This is a genomic window from Methylobacterium planeticum, from assembly GCF_008806345.1.
GTDB lineage: Bacteria > Pseudomonadota > Alphaproteobacteria > Rhizobiales > Beijerinckiaceae > Methylobacterium > Methylobacterium planeticum.
Genome location: NZ_VZZJ01000011.1, coordinates 67,696 through 85,385 on the forward strand (window position 1 = coordinate 67,696; position 17,690 = coordinate 85,385).

The following is a 17,690-nucleotide window of genomic DNA, read 5'->3' on the forward strand; positions in this document are numbered from 1 at the left end:
GGATCCTCAGCGGGTCACCGCGGCCGCCCCCGGCAGGGGCGGGATCGCCTCGTCGGCGTCTTCGACGAAGGGACGCTCCGGGTGCATGGTGAAGGCCAGGACGGCGCCGAGCAGGCAGAGGCCGATCGAGCCCGCGAAGGGCAGCCTCCAGTCGCCCGTCATGTCCACGACGAGGCCGAACACGATCGGCGAGACGATGGCGGCGACCGCCGAGCCGGTGTTCATCAGGCCGCTCGCCGTGCCGGCGAATTTCGGCGCGATGTCCATCGGCACCGACCAGATCGGGCCGATGACGAGCTCCGCGAAGAAGAAGCCCGAGGACAGGAGCAGCGCCACCGCGGTGAGGTCCCGGGTGAAGAACACGCCCGCGAGGCTCGCCGCCGCCCCGAGGAAGCCCACCACGATGATCGAGAGGCGGGCGAGCTTGATGCTGCCGGTGCGCTTGAGGATGCCGTCGCTGAGGACGCCGCCCAGGGTGTCCCCGACGACGCCCGCGAAGAACACGCCCGAGGCGAAGAGCGCCGAGTTCTTCAGGTCGAGGCCGTAGCTCTGCTTGAAGAAGGTCGGCAACCAGCCGAGGAACAGCCACAGGGTCCAGCCGTAGCAGAAATACGTCAGCGTCACGGGCAGGATGCGCTTCGTGAGGCGGCCCCACGGCACCGATTGCTGGGCGCCGACCTTGCGGGGCGGGGGCAGGAGGTCGAGCTCGGCCTGGGTGATGTTCTTGTGATCGGACGGGTCGTCCCGGAAGTAGATGTACCAGACCACGACCCAGATGAAGCTCGCGAATCCGAGGATCACGAAGCTGTAGCGCCAGCCGACATGGTAGATCAGGAAGGCGACGATCGGCGGGGCGACCGCGTTGCCGAGGCGCGCGAAGGCGTGGGTGATGCCCTGCGCGAAGCCGCGCCGGCCCGGCGCCGTCCAGTTCTGCATCGCGCGGGTCGCGGTCGGGAAGGTGGCGCCCTCGCCGAAGCCGAGGAGCACGCGGGCCAGGAACAGGCTGACGATGCCGCCGACGAAGCCCGTCAGGATCGTCGCGGCCGCCCAGATGATGCCACAGGCGAGGAGCGTGCGGCGCGCCCCGAACTTGTCGCCGACCGAGCCGCCGATGACCTGGAAGATCGCGTAGGGGTAGGCGAAGGCCGACAGGATCAGGCCGAACTGCGTGTTCGAGATGCCGAGATCCTTCATGATCTCGATACCGGCGGTGCCGATGTTCACCCGGTCGAGATAGGTGATGAAATACATCAGGCAGAGCAGGAACAGCACGCTGTTCGTCGCGCTCAGGCGCTTCATCATGAGCCTTCCCTTTCGTTTCCAACCGTCGTGCCGGTTTGGCCCGGCTTGTCATGCGCGCCGGCCGCTCCCGTTCGGGATGCTCGCCGTCGATGCGACGGGGCCGTCAGGGCCCGCCGCCACGCGTAACGTATATTGAATTCATTATCTGGACATCGAATGCGAATGCAACCGAGGGCGGTGAGTTTCCAGGCTTTCCGCCGGGGCGCAATCCCTCCCGACGCATGGGAGCCGGCCCCCTGCGACGCGGAGCGCCGATGCCGGTGGCCTCGACCCCTCGGGTGATTTTCCCACCGGATCCTGCCGGCGCCTGCGGCGCAGGCGGCGAACGAACCGGTCCGACAGCGCTGGTGATGCGCGTGACCAGCGGCTTGGATCGTTGAACCACACCCGCTAGAGTTGCCTTGCAAACCTAGAGTTTGATTCTTCAGCGCGAGAGAGCCTGTGAGCACCTGCAAGGACGGGAATGGCGATACCTGGGAGATCTATCAGGTCGTCGGAGGCTGGCGCTGGCGCCGCACGGCTTCGAACGGCCGGATCGTCGGCGCATCCACCGAAGCCTATGTGAGCAAGACCCACTGCATCGAGAACGCGCGGCGGAACGGGATGACCTGCACGCCGACCTGAGAGCAAGTCCCGGGGCGCGGGCCAAACGTCCGCGCCTCAGCCCGGCGGCGGCGCGTAGAGTCCAGCCAGGAGCGGGTAGACGTAGTTCGCCTGGGCCGCGGCCGCATCGATGTCCTTGGCCCAGCGGTCGAGTTCGGAGGCGGCGTCGATCGTGCTGTTGACCACCTGCGCGGCGATGGAGGGATCGCAGGGGCGGATCGAGCCGTCCGCGATGCCGTCGGCGATTGGGAAGGCGACGCGTTCCCAGAGCCGGTGCATCGTGCGGGTCACGTCCGCCCGCAGGCCGTCCGGCAGGGCGCCGACCGCGATCCAGCGCAGGAGCGGCCCGGCTTCCGAGAGCTGGTGGGCCACGAGGGTCGCGGTGGCGGCCGCCAGCCGCTCCCAGCCGGTGCCGCCGGCGGCCTCGGCGGCGTCCTGCGTGCGGCGGATCCGATCGAAGGTGCGGGCGAAGCAGTTGGCGACGAGGTCGTCCTTGTTGTCGTTGTGATGGTAGAACGAGCCCTTGGTGACGCGCAGATGCGCCGAGATCTTCTCGACCGAGGCGCCCCGGTAGCCCTGCTCGTTGATCAGGATGGTGGCGGCGCGCAGGAACGCGTCCGTGGGCGCCCATTCGGGATCCGGCAGGGCGAGGTCGAGGCCCGGCGGCCAGGCGCTGCCGGGGGCCGCGAGCCCGTTGAGGACGAGGTCGGCCACCCGGGCGCCGGCGCGGGGGTAATCGTCCGGCTCGTAGCGATCGATCCAGACCCGCATGGTCTGCACCACGGAGACGAGCAGGTGCGTGCGGGCGTTGCGCGCCGTCCGGCCGAGGCCCGCCACCGCGTCCGCCTCCAGGCAGAGGGCCCGCATGCGGCGGAAGAAGGCGTTGTAGGCCGCGAACACCGTCTCGGCCTGGGGGCTCGGCAGCGCGCGCACGTCGTGGAAGCGGATCAGGGCCGGGCGCTCCCCTGTCGCCATGGCGGCGAGGCCGCGGCAGTAGCGGTCGAGGAACAGGCGCAGCCGCGCCTCCGGGCACTGCGCCGCCTCGGCCTCGGCGATCAGGGCGTCGAGCCAGGCGATCTTGGCGAGGAAGCAGGCCGCCGCGAGGTCCTCCTTGCGGCGGTAATAGTAGGTGATCGAGTTCGTCATCAGGCCGACGCTGCCCGAGACGTCGGCGAGCGAGGTGCCGCGGATGCCCCGTTCGTTGAAGCGCTTGGCGGCCGCGTCGAGGATCGCCCCGCGCTTCTGCTCGAAGCGCTTGGTCTGGCGCGGGGCGGGTCGGCTCGTGTCGGACATACCGTGGGTTGAGCATGGGCGCGCCGGGCTGACAAGCGCGCCGGCCGGCGCGGAGCGCGGGGCCCGGAACGCGAAAGCGGGGGCCGGCGGCCCCCGCTTCCTTGCCGTCCCGAGCCGCTGTCCGGCGCCCGGCGTCAGACCGTGGCGGGCTCCAGCCGGCCCTCGGGCGCGGCGGTGCGGGGGGCCGGGTCGAGGACCTTGCCGCGGGGGCCGACCCAGGTGCCGACCCACTTGCGCTGCCAGACGAAGAGGCAGCCGAGCACCACCGCGGCGATCACCGCGTAGGCGACGAAGCCGATTGCGAAGGAGCCCGTATACTGCTTCGAGAGGCCCATCACGTTCGGCAGGATCGCGCCGCCGAGCGCCCCGACCTCGCCGATCATCGAGCCGGCCACCGCGGTGTTGGTGGGCCAGCGCAGGGGAACGAGCTGGAACAGCGCGCCGTTGCCGGCCCCGAGGGCGGCGAAGCAGAGCATGAACAGGATCGTGGTCAGCGCGAGCGAGGGCGCCGCGGTGAGGAGCAGGAAGGAGCCGATCGCGGCGAGCAGCACCACCGACAGGACCAGGATGCCGCCGACCCGGTCGGCGAAGTAGCCGCCGACGATGCGGATGCCCGAGCCCATGATGGCGGCCAGCATGGTGAGGCGCCCGGCCTCGACCTTGGTCACGGCGAACTGCTCGTAGAAGAAGGTCGGCAGGAAGTTCGATAGGCCGATGAAGCCTCCGAAGGTGATGATGTAGACGAGGCTGAAGGCCCAGCCGTCCTTCTCGAACAGGCAGGCGACGTGCTGCTTGAAGGACTGGTGCTCGCGGTCCGGCGGCTCCTTGGCGAAGACGATCATCACCACGAGGGGGATCAGCATCACGACGCCGGCAAAGCCGTAGACCGCCTGCCAGCCATAGGCCTGGGCGAGCGGGGGGGCGAAGAGCACGGCGAGCACGGTGCCGGAATTGCCGGCGCCCGCGATGCCCATGGCGAGGCCCTTGTGCTCCGGCGGGAACCAGCCGGAGCCGAGCGACAGGGCGACGCCGAAGGAGGCGCCCGCGATGCCGAGGAGCACGCCCATGGCCAGCACGTCGTTGAACGAGTGCACGAGGAAGAACCCGAACGCCATCGCGGCGATGATGAGGCTCATCTCGGTGATCGCCGCGTTCTTGCGGCCGATATACTGGGCCAGCACGCCGAGGGGGAAGCGCATGATCGCGCCCGCCAGGATCGGCAGCGAGATCATGAACCCGGTCTGGGCTGGGGTGAGCTTGTAGGTCTCGGTGATGAACGGGCCCATCGCGCCGTTCAGGACCCAGATCGCGAAGCAGAAATCGAAGTACAGGAAGGCAGAGAACAGCGTCGGCGGGTGACCCGACTTCATCACGGTCTTGAAACTGGCCATGGGGGTGCTCGTCTTGTGGCGCGGTGTGCCTGTGGCGACCGCTCGTTCCGGGATTTCCGGACTCACACCGTCCGCATTGCGGGGCGCCGTTGCCCCGCGTGCCGCCGGGAGGCGACGGGGACGACTAAGCAGCAACCGTGCCAGAGGCGGCCGCGGCGGCGCCTGCCGGCTGCGGCGCTCCCGTTCGGTCGGGCCGGGGGGCGAGCGGCAGATTGCTGCACCGCAAGGCAGCCTGCCCAGGAAACGGGCGGCTCGCCGGCGGCGGATCCGCCGGAGGAGGACACTTTCGAAACCCGCGCGGATCGCGCCGGTTCGTGGTGTGCGGGCGCGGGGGGCCGGTCCTGGTTCCGGGATGCGCGGACACCCCCGCGCGGCTCGGGGCCGCCCCGTCGCGCCACGCCGTCGTCGAGACGGCCCTGAGCGACGATCACTCGCCTTTGTCTCGGAAAATTGCAACTTTTACTTGATTTAATCCCGTCTTACCGAGTCTATGCAAAACATTAACCCAACAAGACGTAGACAATCGAGACGTTGTCGGGAATTCTCTGCCGGCCTGCCGGGAGGTTCGGTCCTCATGGGCCCTCATGCACGAGCCTGCGGATACGGGACGCCACCGGCGCGGCATCTATGGGAGCGCCATGCTGCGCGTGTGTTCGGCTTTCTCGGGAGCTTCGGCGCGATCGTCGTGCCGTTCGCGCTCCTGGCCCTGCCAAGCGCGAAGGTGGTGGCCGTCGTCGTGGCGCCGGGAAGTGATCCGACCGATCTCGCCCGGATCGTCGCGCAGGCCGACGGCGCGATCGTGAACGCGGGCGGTTCGGACAACGTCATCCTCGCTCGCTCGGACAGCGACGGCTTCGTCTCCCGCCTCTACGCCGCCGGTGCCCACCTCGTCCTCAATGCCGACCTGGCCAAACGCTGCGGCCCCGCTGCCTTGCGCGCCGCATCCATCCCAACCGAGGCTTCGCCGCGATGAGACACCTTGACGGTCTGCGAACGTCCTTCGCCCGGTTCCTGATCCTGCTGCTGTGGGGGCACGTCCTGATCGTTGCGGGAGCCGACGCCATCCTGACCCGGGGCCTGCCCGCCCAGGCTCCGATCGTCGCCGCCATCTGCCTCGCCGGCATCGTGACCGTGTTCTGGCTGCGCGACCCGGTCGGCACGGCGACACGGCTCGTGAGCGCGCTCGCGCTGGTCGGCATGGCGGCCGTCCTCCTCGTCGTCTTCACCGACCATCCCTGGCAGATCGATCTGCATCTGTACTTCTTCGCCTGTCTCGCCGTCCTCGTCGGATGGTGCGACTGGCGCGTGATCCTGGCGGCGACGTTGGCCACCGCCCTGCACCACCTCTCCCTCGATCTCGTGATGCCGGCCCTGGTCTTCCCGGGCGCCGACCTCGATGTCGCGCGGGTGGTGCTGCACGCGGTGATCGTGCTGATCGAAGCCGGCGTCCTGATCTGGACCTGCCGGACCATCGCACAGGCGTTCGTGACGCTCGCGGCTTCCGAGCACGAGGCGCAGATGCAGCTCGGCCGTGCCAGTTCGGCCGAGCAGGACGCCGAGCGGGCGCGCGCGACGGTCGAGGTCACGCGTCGGGAGGGGGTCGAACACGTCGTCCGGACCTTCGAGGCGACGGTCCTCAACGTCATCGGGCTGGTGTCGTCCTCGGCCTCCGAGCTTCAGGCCATGGCCCGGACCATGACCGCCACCGCGGCCACGGCCGCCAGCCAGTCGGCCACCGTGGCGTCGGCCGCCGAGGAAGCGGCGGGCAACGTCGGCACGGTGGCGGCGGCCGCGGAGGAACTCGGCGCCTCGGTCCGGGAGATCGGCCGGCAGGTCGGCGGCTCGGCCGATCTCGCCCGGATCGCGGTCGCCGAGGCGGATCAGACCGGCGCGCTGGTCCTGGAGCTCAACGCGACCGTGGCGCGCATCGGCGACGTCGCCGGCATGATCTCCGGGATCGCGAGCCAGACGAACCTGCTGGCTCTCAACGCCACGATCGAGGCGGCCCGCGCGGGCGAGGCGGGTCGCGGTTTCGCCGTGGTGGCGGCCGAGGTGAAGGATCTCGCCGGTCAGACCGCCAAGGCAACCGAAGAGATCGCCGCTCAGATCGGCCGGATCCAGGCCTCGACGGATCAGGCGGTCACGGCGATCGGCGGCATCACGGGCCGCATCCAGCAGATCAGCGCCGTGGCGACCTCGATCGCGGCCGCCGTGGAGCAGCAGGGCGCGGCTACCCAGGAGATCGTGCGCAATATCTCGCAGGCCGCGATGGGCACGGGCGAGGTGACGAGCAACATCGCCCGGGTGGCCGGGGCAGCCGAGCAGACCGGAGCAGCGGCAGGCGAGGTGCTCGGGGCGGCCTCCGGCCTGTCGCACCACTCCGAGACCCTCGCGGCCGAAGTGGGACGCTTCATCCAGACGGTGCGCGCCGCCTGAGCGAAGGGCGGCGTGAGGCATTCCGGTCCGCTGTCGGAGGCGGCCGAACCGCCCGCGTGCGGGCCGGACAGCGCATCGGCCTCAGCGGCAGGCGGTGACCGTGCGGACGATCCAGCCCTCGCCCTCCTGCCAGAGCTTGCGCCGGCTGCGGGTGCAGTTCGCCGCCGGGGCCTCGCCCGCGGTCCAGGTGACGCCCGGGGTCACGCCCGGCGCGGCGGGGGGCTTGGCGGGGGGCTTGGCGGGGGCCGCGGCGGCTGGGGGCGTCTCGCCGCGACGCGCCTCCGAGGGCGTGGCGACCAGGCAGGATGCCAACAGGGCGAGCACGGCCGAGGTCGTGCGGACGGGCCGAGACAGGGGAACCGGCACGGGACGAATCCGAGAATCGAGGGGAAGCGGGACGATCGGCGATATGCGCCCGGTCTCAGCATTCGGCAATCGGAAACACCGGGTTTTCCCACGATCTCATCCGAAATGGTGAAGAGCCCGCGCGCGAAAGCTGACGGACAGGCTCGCCGCGGCGTTGACGATCCGTCGACCATCTTTCGAACGCGAGGCCTCGCAGGGTCATGCGACCCCGCTATGCAGATCCCGACACGTGACGCGGGCCCCCCAACTTTGCTAGGAGCTTGCACAAGTCGAGCTTGGCCGCCAGCGTGCGGTCGGCCGAACACCAGGCCCGCGCCTCGTCCATCGGATGACTGGCAGGGCTCGAAGGGACGTCTCGAAACCCATGTCCAGACTGACGCGCCGCACTGTGCTCACCGGCTCGATGACGGGCCTCGTGCTGCTCAAATCCACGCTCTCCGGGCTCGCGCAGAGCGGTCCCCTGCCGGGGGACGCCATCGACGGGTTCGCCGGCTACGACGACGACCGGCTCTACCGCGACGAGAACGGGGCTCTCTACCGCCGCCGGGGCGGCCAGTACGTCCCGTATTCGGGCCAGGAATCCTACGGCCGCCCGGTGCCGGGCACCGAGACCGAGCCGCCGCGCCGCCGCGCCTTCGACGAGACGCCCCCCCCGCGCGGCCAGCCCGGTCAGCCGGGCCAGCGCGCGATGGTCGAGCGGCCGGTCGATGACGGCCCGATCGACTATGCCCGCGCCTACGCGGCCGTCACCGACGATCCCTTCCCGGTCCAGGCCTTCAACTGGAAGAAGGCGAATCCGGTCTTCCTGCGCCAGGAGGTGGCCTATCCGGGCCGCCACGAGCCCGGCACGATCGTGATCGATCCGCGCGCCCACCACCTGTTCCTCGTGCAGCCGGGCGGCCGGGCCCGCCGCTACGGCGTCGGCGTCGGCAAGCAGGGCTTCTCGTGGTCGGGCACCTCCACCATCAACTCGAAGCAGGCCTGGCCGGACTGGTACCCGCCCAAGGAGATGATCGCCCGTACGCCGAAGCTCGCCCGCGAGGTGACCAAGCTCCAGAGCGGCCTCGGCGTCGAGGGCGGCACGCGCAACCCGCTCGGCGCGCGCGCGCTCTACCTGTGGCAGGACAACAAGGACACGCTCTACCGCATCCACGGCACCCTCGAGCCCACCTCGATCGGCCACAGCGTCTCGTCCGGCTGCATCCGCATGATCAACCAGGACGTGATCGACCTCTACGGCCGCGTCAGTGTCGGCGCCAAGGTGGTGGTGCTGAGCTGAGACGCCTCAGTCGCCGGTGTGCTCGGCGACGTAGCGGCCGAGCGCGCTCGCGGCGTTGAGCATGTGGGCGCGCATCCGCCGGGCGGCCGCCTCGCCGTCCCCCTCGGCGATGGCGGCCAGGATCTCCCCGTGCTCGGCGCGCGAGCGGCGGATGCGCTCGCCCTGGCGCAGCTGCGTCCGGCGGAAGGCCGAGAGCCGGGTCCGGATCGCGAGCGCCTGCTCGGCCATGAAGCCGTTATGCGTCGCCCGGTAGAGCGCCTCGTGGAAGCTGCGGTTGAGGGCGTCGTAGGCGTCGAAATCGTCCGCATCGACGAGGCGGCCGGACTGCTCGTGCAGGTCGAGGAGGGCGCTGCGCTCCAGGGGCGTCATCCGGTAGGTGGCGAGGCGCACGCACATCGCCTCGACCTCGGCGGTGGTCTCGAACATGTCCATGATGCGCTCGGGCGTCATCCGGGTGACGACGACGCCGCGCCGGGGGCGGACCTCCACGAGGCCGCTGAAGGCGAGTTGGCGCAGGGCCTCGCGGACCGGGGTGCGCGAGGCGCCGAAGCGGTCGGCGAGCTCCTGCTCGTCGAGGGCGATGCCGGCCGCGAGCGTGCCCGCCGCGATCTCGTCCGTCAGCGCGTTGCGGATCTGGTCCGAGAGGAGGCCGCGCGCCTCGACGATCCCATCCATGGCGTCCCCCGATGCCTCGCGCGGCCGCCGTCCGGCCGCGCGAGGCATTCCCCTCCGTTAGACGTGCGGGCAGGCCCGCCTCATCCCACCAGCGCCCGCACGATCAGGAAGAACAGCGACGGGCCGACGAGGCAGCCGATGCCGGTGTGGAACGTCGCCGTCAATGCGCCGTAGGGCACGAGCTTGGGATCGGTGGCGGCGAGCCCGCCCGCGACGCCGCTCACCGTGCCCATCAGGCCGCCGAAGGCCATGGCCGAGCGCGGGTTGTCGAGGCCGATCAGCCGGGCGACGAGGGGCGTGCCGACCATCACCATCACGGCCTTGGTCACGCCGGTGGCGATCGACAGGGCCATGACGGTGGAATCCGCCCCCAGGGCCGCCCCGGTCACCGGGCCGACGATGTAGGTCACGGCCCCCGCGCCGATCGTGGTGATGGAGACCGCGTCGTGGTAGCCGAAGGCCATCGCGGTTAGCGCCCCGACGATGAAGGGCAGCACGGTGCCGAGCGCCAGCGCCGCCACGCCGAGGAGGCCGGCCCGGCGCGCCTCGATCACGTCGACCTCGAAGGCGGTGGCGACGATGGCGAAGTCGCGCAGCATGGCGCCCCCCATCAGGCCGATGCCGGCGAGAGCCGGGATGTCGGCGACGCCCTTCTGCCCGCCCGTGATGCGCCCGCCCACATAGGCGAGGACGAGGCCCAGGACGATGGCGATGGCCGAGCCGTGGACGCGCCCGCGGGTCAGGCGCTTGCCCATGAAATTCGAGATCAGCATCAGGGCGCCGACCGCCGCGAAGGCGGTGACGAGGCTCTGCTCGACGAAGACGTGCTCGATCATGTGCAGCATGGCGCTCACCTCCGGTCGGTCGCGAGGGCGGGGGCGGGCCGAGCCGGCTCGCCGTCCGTGTCGCCGCCGATGACGGAGCCGCCGTGCTCGACCTCGGGGCTGGTCTCGGCCGTGCGCCGGCCGATCCGGCCGAGCAGCGCCACGAAGGCGAAGCAGATCAGCAGCGAGCCGGTGGCGGCGATGATCACGATCGGGCCGCCGCTCACCGCCGCCACGACGTTCTGCTGCGCCGCCATCGCGACCACGATGGGGATGTACATCGTCGCCCAGAACTCGACGCCGAGCTTGGTGCCGTGTCCGAGCTTGCCGTTGCGGAGCATCCAGACGCGGGCCGCGATCAGCAGGATCATGGCGAGGCCGACGCCGCCGACATTGGCCTTCACGCCGAGGGCGACCCCGAGAAGGTCGCCGAGATAGACCCCGATCAGGGTGCAGAGGGCGAGGAGCGCGACGCCGAAGATCGTCATCGGCCATCCCCCGACCGTGAGAACGGGACGGGAGCCAAACCGGCCCCGATGCGCGTTGTGTATGCACAAGCCATGTGGCGCTTCCTTCCTGTATCCGCCGATTCGTTTTTTATTGCGCTCAGAATACACAGAGTTGACTTATGCGCAATACAGGATACAAAAGGGGGATTGAACGCGCGCTCTGGATGCGGCATGCCCTTGACCGGCGCATCCCGTATACGGACGGCGACGCGAGCAGGGAGCGGAGCGGATGAGCGGCTGGCGTCGGGAACGGGCAGCCCGCGATGCGCGGATCGAGGCGGGCCGGGCGCATGCGGCGGGCAAGGTCGTGGCGGCCGCCTCGGTGGTCGACCTGCTGGAGGCGATCCTGCGCCCAGGCGACCGGGTCTGCCTCGAGGGCGACAACCAGAAGCAGGCCGATTGCCTCGCGCGGGGCTTGAGCCAGTGCGACCCGGCCCGGGTGCACGACCTGCACATGGTGCAGTCGGGCATCGTCCTGCCCGAGCATCTCGACATCTTCGAGCAGGGCATCGCGAAGCGGCTCGACTACTCGTATTCGGGCCCGCAGGGGGCCCGCATCGCCCGGATGCTCTACGGCGGCCAGATCGCGCTCGGCGCCGTGCACACCTACCTGGAGCTGTTCGCCCGCTACTTCATCGACCTGACGCCGAACGTGGCGCTGATCGCGGGCGTCTCGGCCGACCGGGAGGGCAACCTCTATACGGGGCCGAACACCGAGGACACGCCGACCGTGGTGGAGGCCACCGCCTTCAAGAACGGCGTCGTGGTGGCGCAGGTCAACGAGATCGTCGACCGGGTGCCCCGGGTCGACATCCCGGGCGACCGGATCGACTTCGTGGTCGAGGCCGACAAGCCCTTCTACGTGGAGCCGCTCTTCACCCGCGACCCGGCCGCGATGACCGAGACGCAGATCCTGATGGCCATGATGGCGATCAAGGGGATCTACGCCGAGTACGGCATCCGCCGCCTCAACCACGGCATCGGCTTCGGCACCGCGGCGATCGAATTGCTGCTGCCGACCTACGCCGAGCGGCTCGGGCTGAAGGGGAAGATCGCGACGCACTGGGCGCTGAACCCGCACCCGACCCTGATCCCGGCGATCGAGTCGGGCTGGGTCAGCCAGGTCCATTGCTTCGGCTCGGAAGTCGGCATGGACCGCTACATCCGCGAGCGGCCGGACGTCTTCTTCACGGGGGCGGACGGCTCCCTGCGCTCGAACCGCGCCTTCTGCCAGACGGCCGGGCTCTACGCCTGCGACCTCTTCATCGGCTCGACTCTCCAGATCGACCTGTCGGGTCATTCCTCGACCGTCACCCAGTCGCGGGTGGCGGGCTTCGGCGGCGCGCCCAACATGGGCTCGGACCCGCACGGGCGCCGCCACCCCTCCGACACCTGGATGAAGGCGGGCCGCGAGGCCCTGGTCACCGGCGACCCGGCCCTGATGCGCGGGCGCAAGCTCGTGGTGCAGATCGTCGAGACCTTCGGCGAGAAGCTGGTCCCGACATTCGTGGAGAAGCTCGACGCCCTCGAACTCGCGCGCAAGCTCAAGCTCGAACTCGCCCCCGTGATGGTCTACGCCGACGACGTGACCCACATCGTCACGGAAGAGGGCATCGCGAACCTCCTCCTATGCCGCGACGCCGACGAGCGCGAGCAGGCGATCCGGGGCGTGGCGGGCTATACCGAGGTCGGGCGCGGGCGCGACCGCGCCATGGTGGAGCGCCTGCGCGCGCGGGGCATCGTGCGCCGGCCGGAGGATCTCGGCATCGAGCCCCTCGACGCCGACCGCTCGCTGCTCGCGGCAAAGTCGATCAAGGACCTCGTGCACTGGTCCGGCGGCCTCTACGAGCCGCCGGCGAAGTTCCGGAACTGGTGATGTCCGCCCCGCTCGTCCCGCGGCGCGCGCGCCCCGCGGCCGGCGCGTCCCGCGGCACGCCGGACCGGACGCGGGTCCCTCTCCCGAACGGATGGGAGGTCCGTCGCGGCGCCTCCGCGCGGTCCGGCCCCCAGGAGTCTTGAGCGATGGAAAAGCTGACCTTCCGGCACGCCACGAAGAAGCCGCTTGCCGGCGCGAAGGCCCAGGCGATCACCGGCGTGGTGGCCTCCGGCAACCTCGAAGTGCTGCTCGAGCGCGCGCTGCCGCCCGATGCCTGCACGGTCGAGATCGAGACGCCGATCAACGGCTACGGCGACGTCTGGGAAGCGGTGGTGGCCGATTTCGTGGCCCGCGCCCAGCCCGGCGGCATCCGCATCACCATCAACGACGGGGGTGCCCGTCCCGACACCGTGTCCCTGCGCCTCCTCCAGGGCGCCCGGCTGATGGAGGTCTGACGTGAGCGACCGGATCACCGATCCCGCCACGACGAGCTGGTACGAGGCGAGCGCCCGCGCGCGCCTCGACGGCCTCCTCGACCCCGGGAGCTTCCGCGAGTTCATCGGCCCCGAGCAGCGCCGGATGAGCCCGCACCTGCCCCTGTTCGACCTGCCCCGCGCCTTCGACGACGGCATGATCGTCGGTGCCGGCCGGCTCGACGGGCAGGCCGTGCTCGTGGCCGCGCAGGAGGGCCGCTTCATGGGCGGCGCCTTCGGGGAAGTCCACGGCGCCAAGCTCGTGGGCCTCCTGCGCGCGGCCCTCGACCAGAAGCCCGCCGCGCTCCTGATCCTGTTCGACACCGGCGGCGTGCGCCTGCAGGAGGCCAACGCGGGCGAGACCGCCATCGCCGAGGTGATGCGGGCGATCACGCAGGTGCGCGCGGCGGGCGTGCCGGTGATCGGCCTCATCGGCGGGCGGGCCGGGGCCTATGGCGGCGGCGGCCTCATCGCCGGCACCTGCTCGCGGCTCGCGGTCTCAGAGGGCGGGCGCATCAGCGTCTCGGGCCCGGAGGTGATCGAGACCAACAAGGGCGCGGAGGAATTCGATTCCCGCGACCGGGCCCTCGTCTGGCGCACCATGGGGGGCAAGCACCGGCGCCTCACCGGCGGCGCCGACGCCTTCGCGGACGACACGGTGGCGGCCTTCCGGACGGCGGCGCTCCGGCTGATCGACACCGCGCCGGCCTTCGACCTCGCGACGCTCGAGGCCGAGCAGGCGCGCCTCGAAGAGCGCATCGCGCGCTTCGGCGATTGCCGCGACGGCACGGAGATCTGGGCCCGGCTCGGGGCGAACGACCCGGCCGCGATCCCGGCCATGACCACGGCGGAGTTCGACGCCCTGCTGGCCCAGATCGGGGAGACCACGCATGACGCTCGCTGAGATCCTGACCTCGCTCTTCCCCGACGGCCACGCGGTCTCGGTCGCGGACGGGCTCGTGAGCGGCGACGGCCCGTTCCGCGGCGCACGCCTCGCGGTGGTCGGCGTCGACGGCAACACGCCCCTCGGCATCGAGGGGGCCGCCCGCCTCAGCCGCCTCGTTCTCGACGTGGTGCGGGCCGGCGGCGGCACGCCGATCCTGGTGGCGGTCGATTCCGACAGCCAGCGCATGAGCCGGCGCGACGAGCTGCTCGGCCTGAACGAGTACCTGGCGCATCTCGCCAAGACCCTGCTCCTGGCCGATGCGAGCGGCCATCCGACGGTCGGCCTCGTCTACGGCCACACCGCGGCCGGCGCCTTCATCGCGACGGCGCTCGCCACCCGCGTCCTCGTGGGGCTTCCGGGCGCGCATCCGAGCGTGATGGACCTGCCCTCGGTCGCCCGCGTCACCAAGCTGCCCCTCGACAAGCTGGAAGCCATGGCGAAGGACACGCCGGTCTTCGCGCCGGGCCTCGACAACATGGTGCAGACGGGGGCCGTGCAGGGCGTGCTCGACCCGGCCCGGCCGCTGGCGCCGCAGATCGCGGCCGTGATCGACGCGATGCCGGCGGGCGATACCCGCGACGCCCTCGGGCGCGAGCGGGCCGGCCGGCCGGTGGCGCAGGAGATCGCCGCCCAGGTGGTGCGGGAAGCCGCCCTTGGCTGAGCCCGCCCGGCCAGGGTGCCACCGGCGCCACGACCTCCTCGACCCGGAGCCCGGCGCCTGGGCCGCCGCCCTCGCGGCGCGGCCCGATCTTGCAGGCGTGCCGCGGGTTGCGGATTGGGCGCGGGGGGGCTGGCCGGTCATCCTGCGGCGATGGAACCCAGGCGAGGCGCGCGACGGCATCCCGGTCGGGTTGCCCCTGCCGCCCGCGGACGGCAAGCGCCGGATCGGCCTCACCCTGCCCGCCGAGGCAGTGCGGCCGCGCCCGCCCGTCACCGTGGCACAGGCCCTCGACGCGGCGCCCCCGGCCTGGCACCCGACCCTCACGGCCCTCGACGCCCTCGGCCGCCGCCACGACCGCGCGCCGCTCCTGTTCGGCAGCCTGCTCTGGCAGCACCTCACCGGCCTCGCCTACCTCTCCGGCCGCTCCGACCTCGACCTGCTCTGGCCCGTGGCCCCTCCGATCGATCCCCGCTTCCTCGACGCGCTCGCGGCCCTCGACGCCGATGCGCCGATGCGCCTCGACGGCGAGATCCTCCTGCCCGACGGGCGCGGCGTAAACTGGCGCGAGCTTCACGCGGCCGCCCCGGACGACGACGTGCTGGCCAAGCACCGCGACGGGCTCGTCCTCTGCGCGGCGCGCGACCTGTTCACGGGGAGGTGCGCGGGAGAGGCAACGGGAGAGGCCGCGTGAGCGCCCTCGCGGTCGCGTGGCGGGCCCCCGCCGAGACCGGCCTTCCCGAAGCGATCGCCCGCCTCGCCGTCGCCTGCCTGCACGGCGAGCTCGAGACCTATCCGAAGCCCGGCCTCGTCTCGCACGTGGACAGCGGCAGCCACGCGGACATGGATGCGGACACCTTCCGGGCGAGCGCGGCGGCCCTCGAACCCGCCTTCGCCGACCTCGCCCGGGCGGGCGCGGCGGGCGAGCCGATGCCGGCGCTGCGCCGCATCGGCATCGCCGCCGAGGCCGCCATGCGCACGGCGACCGGGGGCGTGAACACCCACCGCGGCGCCATCTTCGGCCTCGGGCTCCTCTGCGCGGCGGCCGGGGCGACGCGGCCGGGGCCCCCGGCCCGAACCGACCGCGCCCCGCAGCCCACGCGCGGCCGCATCCTCGAAATCGACCGGAACCGGAACCGGGATGGCTGCGAGACGGCCTTCGCGGGCGGCCCCCTCGGGGCCCTGGTCCGGTCCCGTTACGCCGAGGGCATCCTCGACGGGCCGGTGCTGCTGCACGCGCCCGGCGCTCGGGCGCGCCGGCGGCACGGGGTCGGGGGGGCGCCGGCGGAAGCCGCCGCGGGCTTCCCGACCCTCTACGGCGTCGGTCTGCCGGCGCTCCGGCGCGGGCGGCGGCTGCGCCCGCAGGATCCGGAGGCGGCGCGGGTCGAGGCCTGCCTCGCCCTGATCGCGCATCTCGAGGACACGAACCTCCTGCACCGGGGCGGGCCGGAGGGCTACGCCTTCGCCCGGACGGAGGCCGCCCGCTTCATCGCCGAGGGCGGCGTCGCCCGGGCGGATTGGCGGGCGCGGGCCGAAGCCCTGCACCGGCGCTTCGTCGATCGGAACCTGAGCCCCGGCGGGGCGGCGGATCTCCTGGCCATGACGCTGTTCGTCGATGCGGCCGAAGGCGATGCGGCCGGGGGAGAGGCCCGGTGACGCTCGCGGTGCTGCTCTCCGGCCAGGGCGGCCAGCACGCGGGCATGTTCGACCTCACGGCCGATCATCCGGAGGCGCAGCCGATCTTCGCGGCGGCCGGGCCCCTCCTCGGCGCGGATCCGCGCGCGGTCGCCCACACCGGCGGTCCGCGTCTGCACGAGAACCGGACGGGGCAGATCCTCGTCTGCGTCGCGGGGCTGGCGGCCTGGACGATCGTGCAGCGCGCGCGCCCCGCCCGCGTCGTGGTGGCGGGCTACAGCATCGGGGACCTCGCCGCCTGGGGCTGCGCCGGCCGGTTCGCCCCCGAGACGGTTCTGCGCCTCGCCGCGGCGCGGGCCGAGGCGATGGATGCGGCCGCCGCCCCCGGCCACGGGCTCGCGGGCATCCGCGGACTGGCTGTCTCCCGGATCGACGCGATGGCGCGCGCGCGAGGCTGCCACCTCGCCATCCTGAACGCGCCCGACAGCGTCGTGGTGGGCGGCGAGAGGGCCATCCTCGAGGGCCTCTGCGCGGAGGCCCTGGCGGCCGGGGCCCAGCGCGCGGTGCTGCTGCCGGTGCACACGCCCTCGCACACGCCGCTCCTCGCGGAGGCCACCGAGCGGTTCCGGGCCAGCCTCGCGGAGGCGCCGACGCTGCGTCCCCGCGGGGGAGCACGCCTTCTCAGCGGCCTCGACGGCGCGCCGGTCTTCGATGCGGAGGCGGGCGTCGAGAAGCTCGCCCTGCAGATCTCGCGACGGATCGACTGGGCCGCCTGCCTGGAGGCGGCGCGGGAGGACGGCGCCGATGCCGTCCTCGAACTCGGGCCGGGGCATGCCCTCGCGACCATGGCGCGGGCGGCGCTCCCCGACGCCAGGGTCCACGCGATCGAGGATTTCCGCTCGGTCGCGGGGGTGACGGACTGGCTCGGCGAAGCCTGAGGGCTCAGGAATCGAGGGTGTCGTCGTCCTCGTCGATGTCGAGCAGGAAGACGATGTCGGCCTCGTCCTCGTCGGCCTCTGCGTCGCCGGCTTCGGCGTGGCGCGGGTCGGACTCGAAATCCGCCTCCGAATCATCCTCGGCCAGCGCATCCTCGAAGATCTCGACCTCGTCCTCGGTGGCCGGGCGGATCTTCAGCTCCGAGGTGCCGTTCCAGAGCGGGCGGCCCTCGCTCGTCATCGCCTGGATATCCTCCTTGAAGCCGTCGCAGGTGAAGAGGTCGCGCGCGACCTCCTCGGTCCCGTTGATGACCGCCACCGCCGTGCCGTCGATCTCAAGGGTGAACATCGGTCGAAATCCCTCTGCGTTTGTCGCGCAGACCCTGTAGGGGTGAACGCACGGCCCGCCAACCCTCGCGCGCCGCCCTATATCGCTCACGCGCGCGCCGTCTCCCCGTCGGCGCAACCGGCAAATTCCTTGCACGAACC

At 71.8% G+C, this 17,690-nt stretch carries 19 protein-coding genes; 11 read left to right on the forward strand and 8 right to left on the reverse strand.

The window, feature by feature from the left end:
• Positions 1-6 precede the first annotated feature (6 nt).
• Complete coding sequence (locus F6X51_RS14335; protein WP_150964354.1) at positions 7-1,302, reverse strand: MFS transporter; 1,296 nt, start codon at positions 1,300-1,302, stop codon at positions 7-9.
• Positions 1,303-1,743: 441 nt separating this feature from the next.
• Between F6X51_RS14335 and F6X51_RS14340 the strand changes: the two genes are divergently transcribed.
• A complete protein-coding gene (locus tag F6X51_RS14340; protein WP_150964355.1) occupies positions 1,744-1,926 on the forward strand; it encodes a DUF1508 domain-containing protein in 183 nt (60 codons plus the stop codon).
• A 36-nt stretch (positions 1,927-1,962) separates the two neighbouring features.
• Here F6X51_RS14340 and F6X51_RS14345 read toward each other — a convergent pair whose 3' ends face one another.
• Both F6X51_RS14345 and F6X51_RS14350 read right to left on the reverse strand, forming a co-directional pair.
• Entirely contained in the window at positions 1,963-3,198 is a 1,236-nt protein-coding gene (locus F6X51_RS14345; protein WP_150964356.1) for a TetR/AcrR family transcriptional regulator, read from the reverse strand.
• Between the two features lie 134 nt (positions 3,199-3,332).
• The gene (locus tag F6X51_RS14350) at positions 3,333-4,589 is read right to left on the reverse strand and encodes a nitrate/nitrite transporter (protein ID WP_150964357.1); all 1,257 of its coding nucleotides are present in this window, start codon (positions 4,587-4,589) and stop codon (positions 3,333-3,335) included.
• Positions 4,590-5,238: 649 nt separating this feature from the next.
• Between F6X51_RS14350 and F6X51_RS14355 the strand changes: the two genes are divergently transcribed.
• Positions 5,239-5,562: a hypothetical protein gene (locus tag F6X51_RS14355; RefSeq protein ID WP_150964358.1), complete on the forward strand. Its 324-nt coding sequence runs from the start codon at positions 5,239-5,241 to the stop codon at positions 5,560-5,562.
• Positions 5,559-7,025 carry a methyl-accepting chemotaxis protein gene (locus tag F6X51_RS14360; RefSeq protein WP_150964359.1) on the forward strand — a complete coding sequence of 489 codons (1,467 nt, stop codon included), beginning with the start codon at positions 5,559-5,561 and terminating at the stop codon, positions 7,023-7,025. Before F6X51_RS14355 ends, F6X51_RS14360 begins: the two co-directional genes overlap by 4 nt.
• A gap of 81 nt (positions 7,026-7,106) precedes the next feature.
• Here F6X51_RS14360 and F6X51_RS14365 read toward each other — a convergent pair whose 3' ends face one another.
• A complete protein-coding gene (locus F6X51_RS14365) occupies positions 7,107-7,391 on the reverse strand; it encodes a hypothetical protein (RefSeq protein ID WP_150964360.1) in 285 nt (94 codons plus the stop codon).
• A 364-nt stretch (positions 7,392-7,755) separates the two neighbouring features.
• On the opposite strand from F6X51_RS14365, the gene F6X51_RS14370 reads away from it, so the two are divergent.
• Positions 7,756-8,670 (forward strand): L,D-transpeptidase, encoded by a 915-nt coding sequence (locus F6X51_RS14370; RefSeq protein WP_150964361.1) that lies wholly within the window; start codon positions 7,756-7,758, stop codon positions 8,668-8,670.
• Between the two features lie 6 nt (positions 8,671-8,676).
• On the opposite strand, the gene F6X51_RS14375 is transcribed toward F6X51_RS14370, so the two are convergent.
• From F6X51_RS14375 to madL, 3 genes are all read right to left on the reverse strand, one after another.
• Positions 8,677-9,345, reverse strand: a complete 669-nt coding sequence (locus F6X51_RS14375) for a GntR family transcriptional regulator (RefSeq protein WP_150964362.1) — start codon at positions 9,343-9,345, stop codon at positions 8,677-8,679.
• A gap of 80 nt (positions 9,346-9,425) precedes the next feature.
• Positions 9,426-10,190 carry a malonate transporter subunit MadM gene (gene madM, locus F6X51_RS14380; protein ID WP_150964363.1) on the reverse strand — a complete coding sequence of 255 codons (765 nt, stop codon included), beginning with the start codon at positions 10,188-10,190 and terminating at the stop codon, positions 9,426-9,428.
• A 5-nt stretch (positions 10,191-10,195) separates the two neighbouring features.
• The gene (madL, locus tag F6X51_RS14385) at positions 10,196-10,657 is read right to left on the reverse strand and encodes a malonate transporter subunit MadL (RefSeq protein WP_150964364.1); all 462 of its coding nucleotides are present in this window, start codon (positions 10,655-10,657) and stop codon (positions 10,196-10,198) included.
• 250 nt (positions 10,658-10,907) lie between these two features.
• Here madL and mdcA point away from each other — a divergent pair, with 250 nt between their 5' ends.
• The 7 genes from mdcA to F6X51_RS14420 all read left to right on the forward strand — a co-directional run bounded on the left by mdcA (position 10,908) and on the right by F6X51_RS14420 (position 17,204).
• Positions 10,908-12,554: a malonate decarboxylase subunit alpha gene (mdcA, locus tag F6X51_RS14390; RefSeq protein WP_150964365.1), complete on the forward strand. Its 1,647-nt coding sequence runs from the start codon at positions 10,908-10,910 to the stop codon at positions 12,552-12,554.
• 146 nt (positions 12,555-12,700) lie between these two features.
• Entirely contained in the window at positions 12,701-13,009 is a 309-nt protein-coding gene (mdcC, locus tag F6X51_RS14395) for a malonate decarboxylase acyl carrier protein (RefSeq protein WP_150964366.1), read from the forward strand.
• Position 13,010: 1 nt separating this feature from the next.
• Positions 13,011-13,931, forward strand: a complete 921-nt coding sequence (locus F6X51_RS14400; protein WP_150964367.1) for a biotin-independent malonate decarboxylase subunit beta — start codon at positions 13,011-13,013, stop codon at positions 13,929-13,931.
• The gene (mdcE, locus tag F6X51_RS14405; RefSeq protein WP_150964368.1) at positions 13,918-14,634 is read left to right on the forward strand and encodes a biotin-independent malonate decarboxylase subunit gamma; all 717 of its coding nucleotides are present in this window, start codon (positions 13,918-13,920) and stop codon (positions 14,632-14,634) included. Before F6X51_RS14400 ends, mdcE begins: the two co-directional genes overlap by 14 nt.
• Positions 14,627-15,325 (forward strand): malonate decarboxylase holo-[acyl-carrier-protein] synthase, encoded by a 699-nt coding sequence (gene mdcG, locus F6X51_RS14410; RefSeq protein ID WP_150964369.1) that lies wholly within the window; start codon positions 14,627-14,629, stop codon positions 15,323-15,325. The genes mdcE and mdcG overlap by 8 nt, the downstream gene beginning before the upstream one ends.
• On the forward strand, positions 15,322-16,287 hold the full coding sequence (mdcB, locus tag F6X51_RS14415) for a triphosphoribosyl-dephospho-CoA synthase MdcB (RefSeq protein WP_150964370.1): 966 nt from the start codon (positions 15,322-15,324) through the stop codon (positions 16,285-16,287). The genes mdcG and mdcB overlap by 4 nt, the downstream gene beginning before the upstream one ends.
• Positions 16,284-17,204, forward strand: coding sequence for an acyltransferase domain-containing protein (locus F6X51_RS14420; RefSeq protein WP_150964371.1), 921 nt, complete (start codon positions 16,284-16,286; stop codon positions 17,202-17,204). The genes mdcB and F6X51_RS14420 overlap by 4 nt, the downstream gene beginning before the upstream one ends.
• A 4-nt stretch (positions 17,205-17,208) precedes the next feature.
• Here the strand turns inward: F6X51_RS14420 and F6X51_RS14425 are convergent, their stop codons facing one another.
• Positions 17,209-17,550: a hypothetical protein gene (locus F6X51_RS14425; protein ID WP_150964372.1), complete on the reverse strand. Its 342-nt coding sequence runs from the start codon at positions 17,548-17,550 to the stop codon at positions 17,209-17,211.
• Positions 17,551-17,690: the final 140 nt, after the last annotated feature.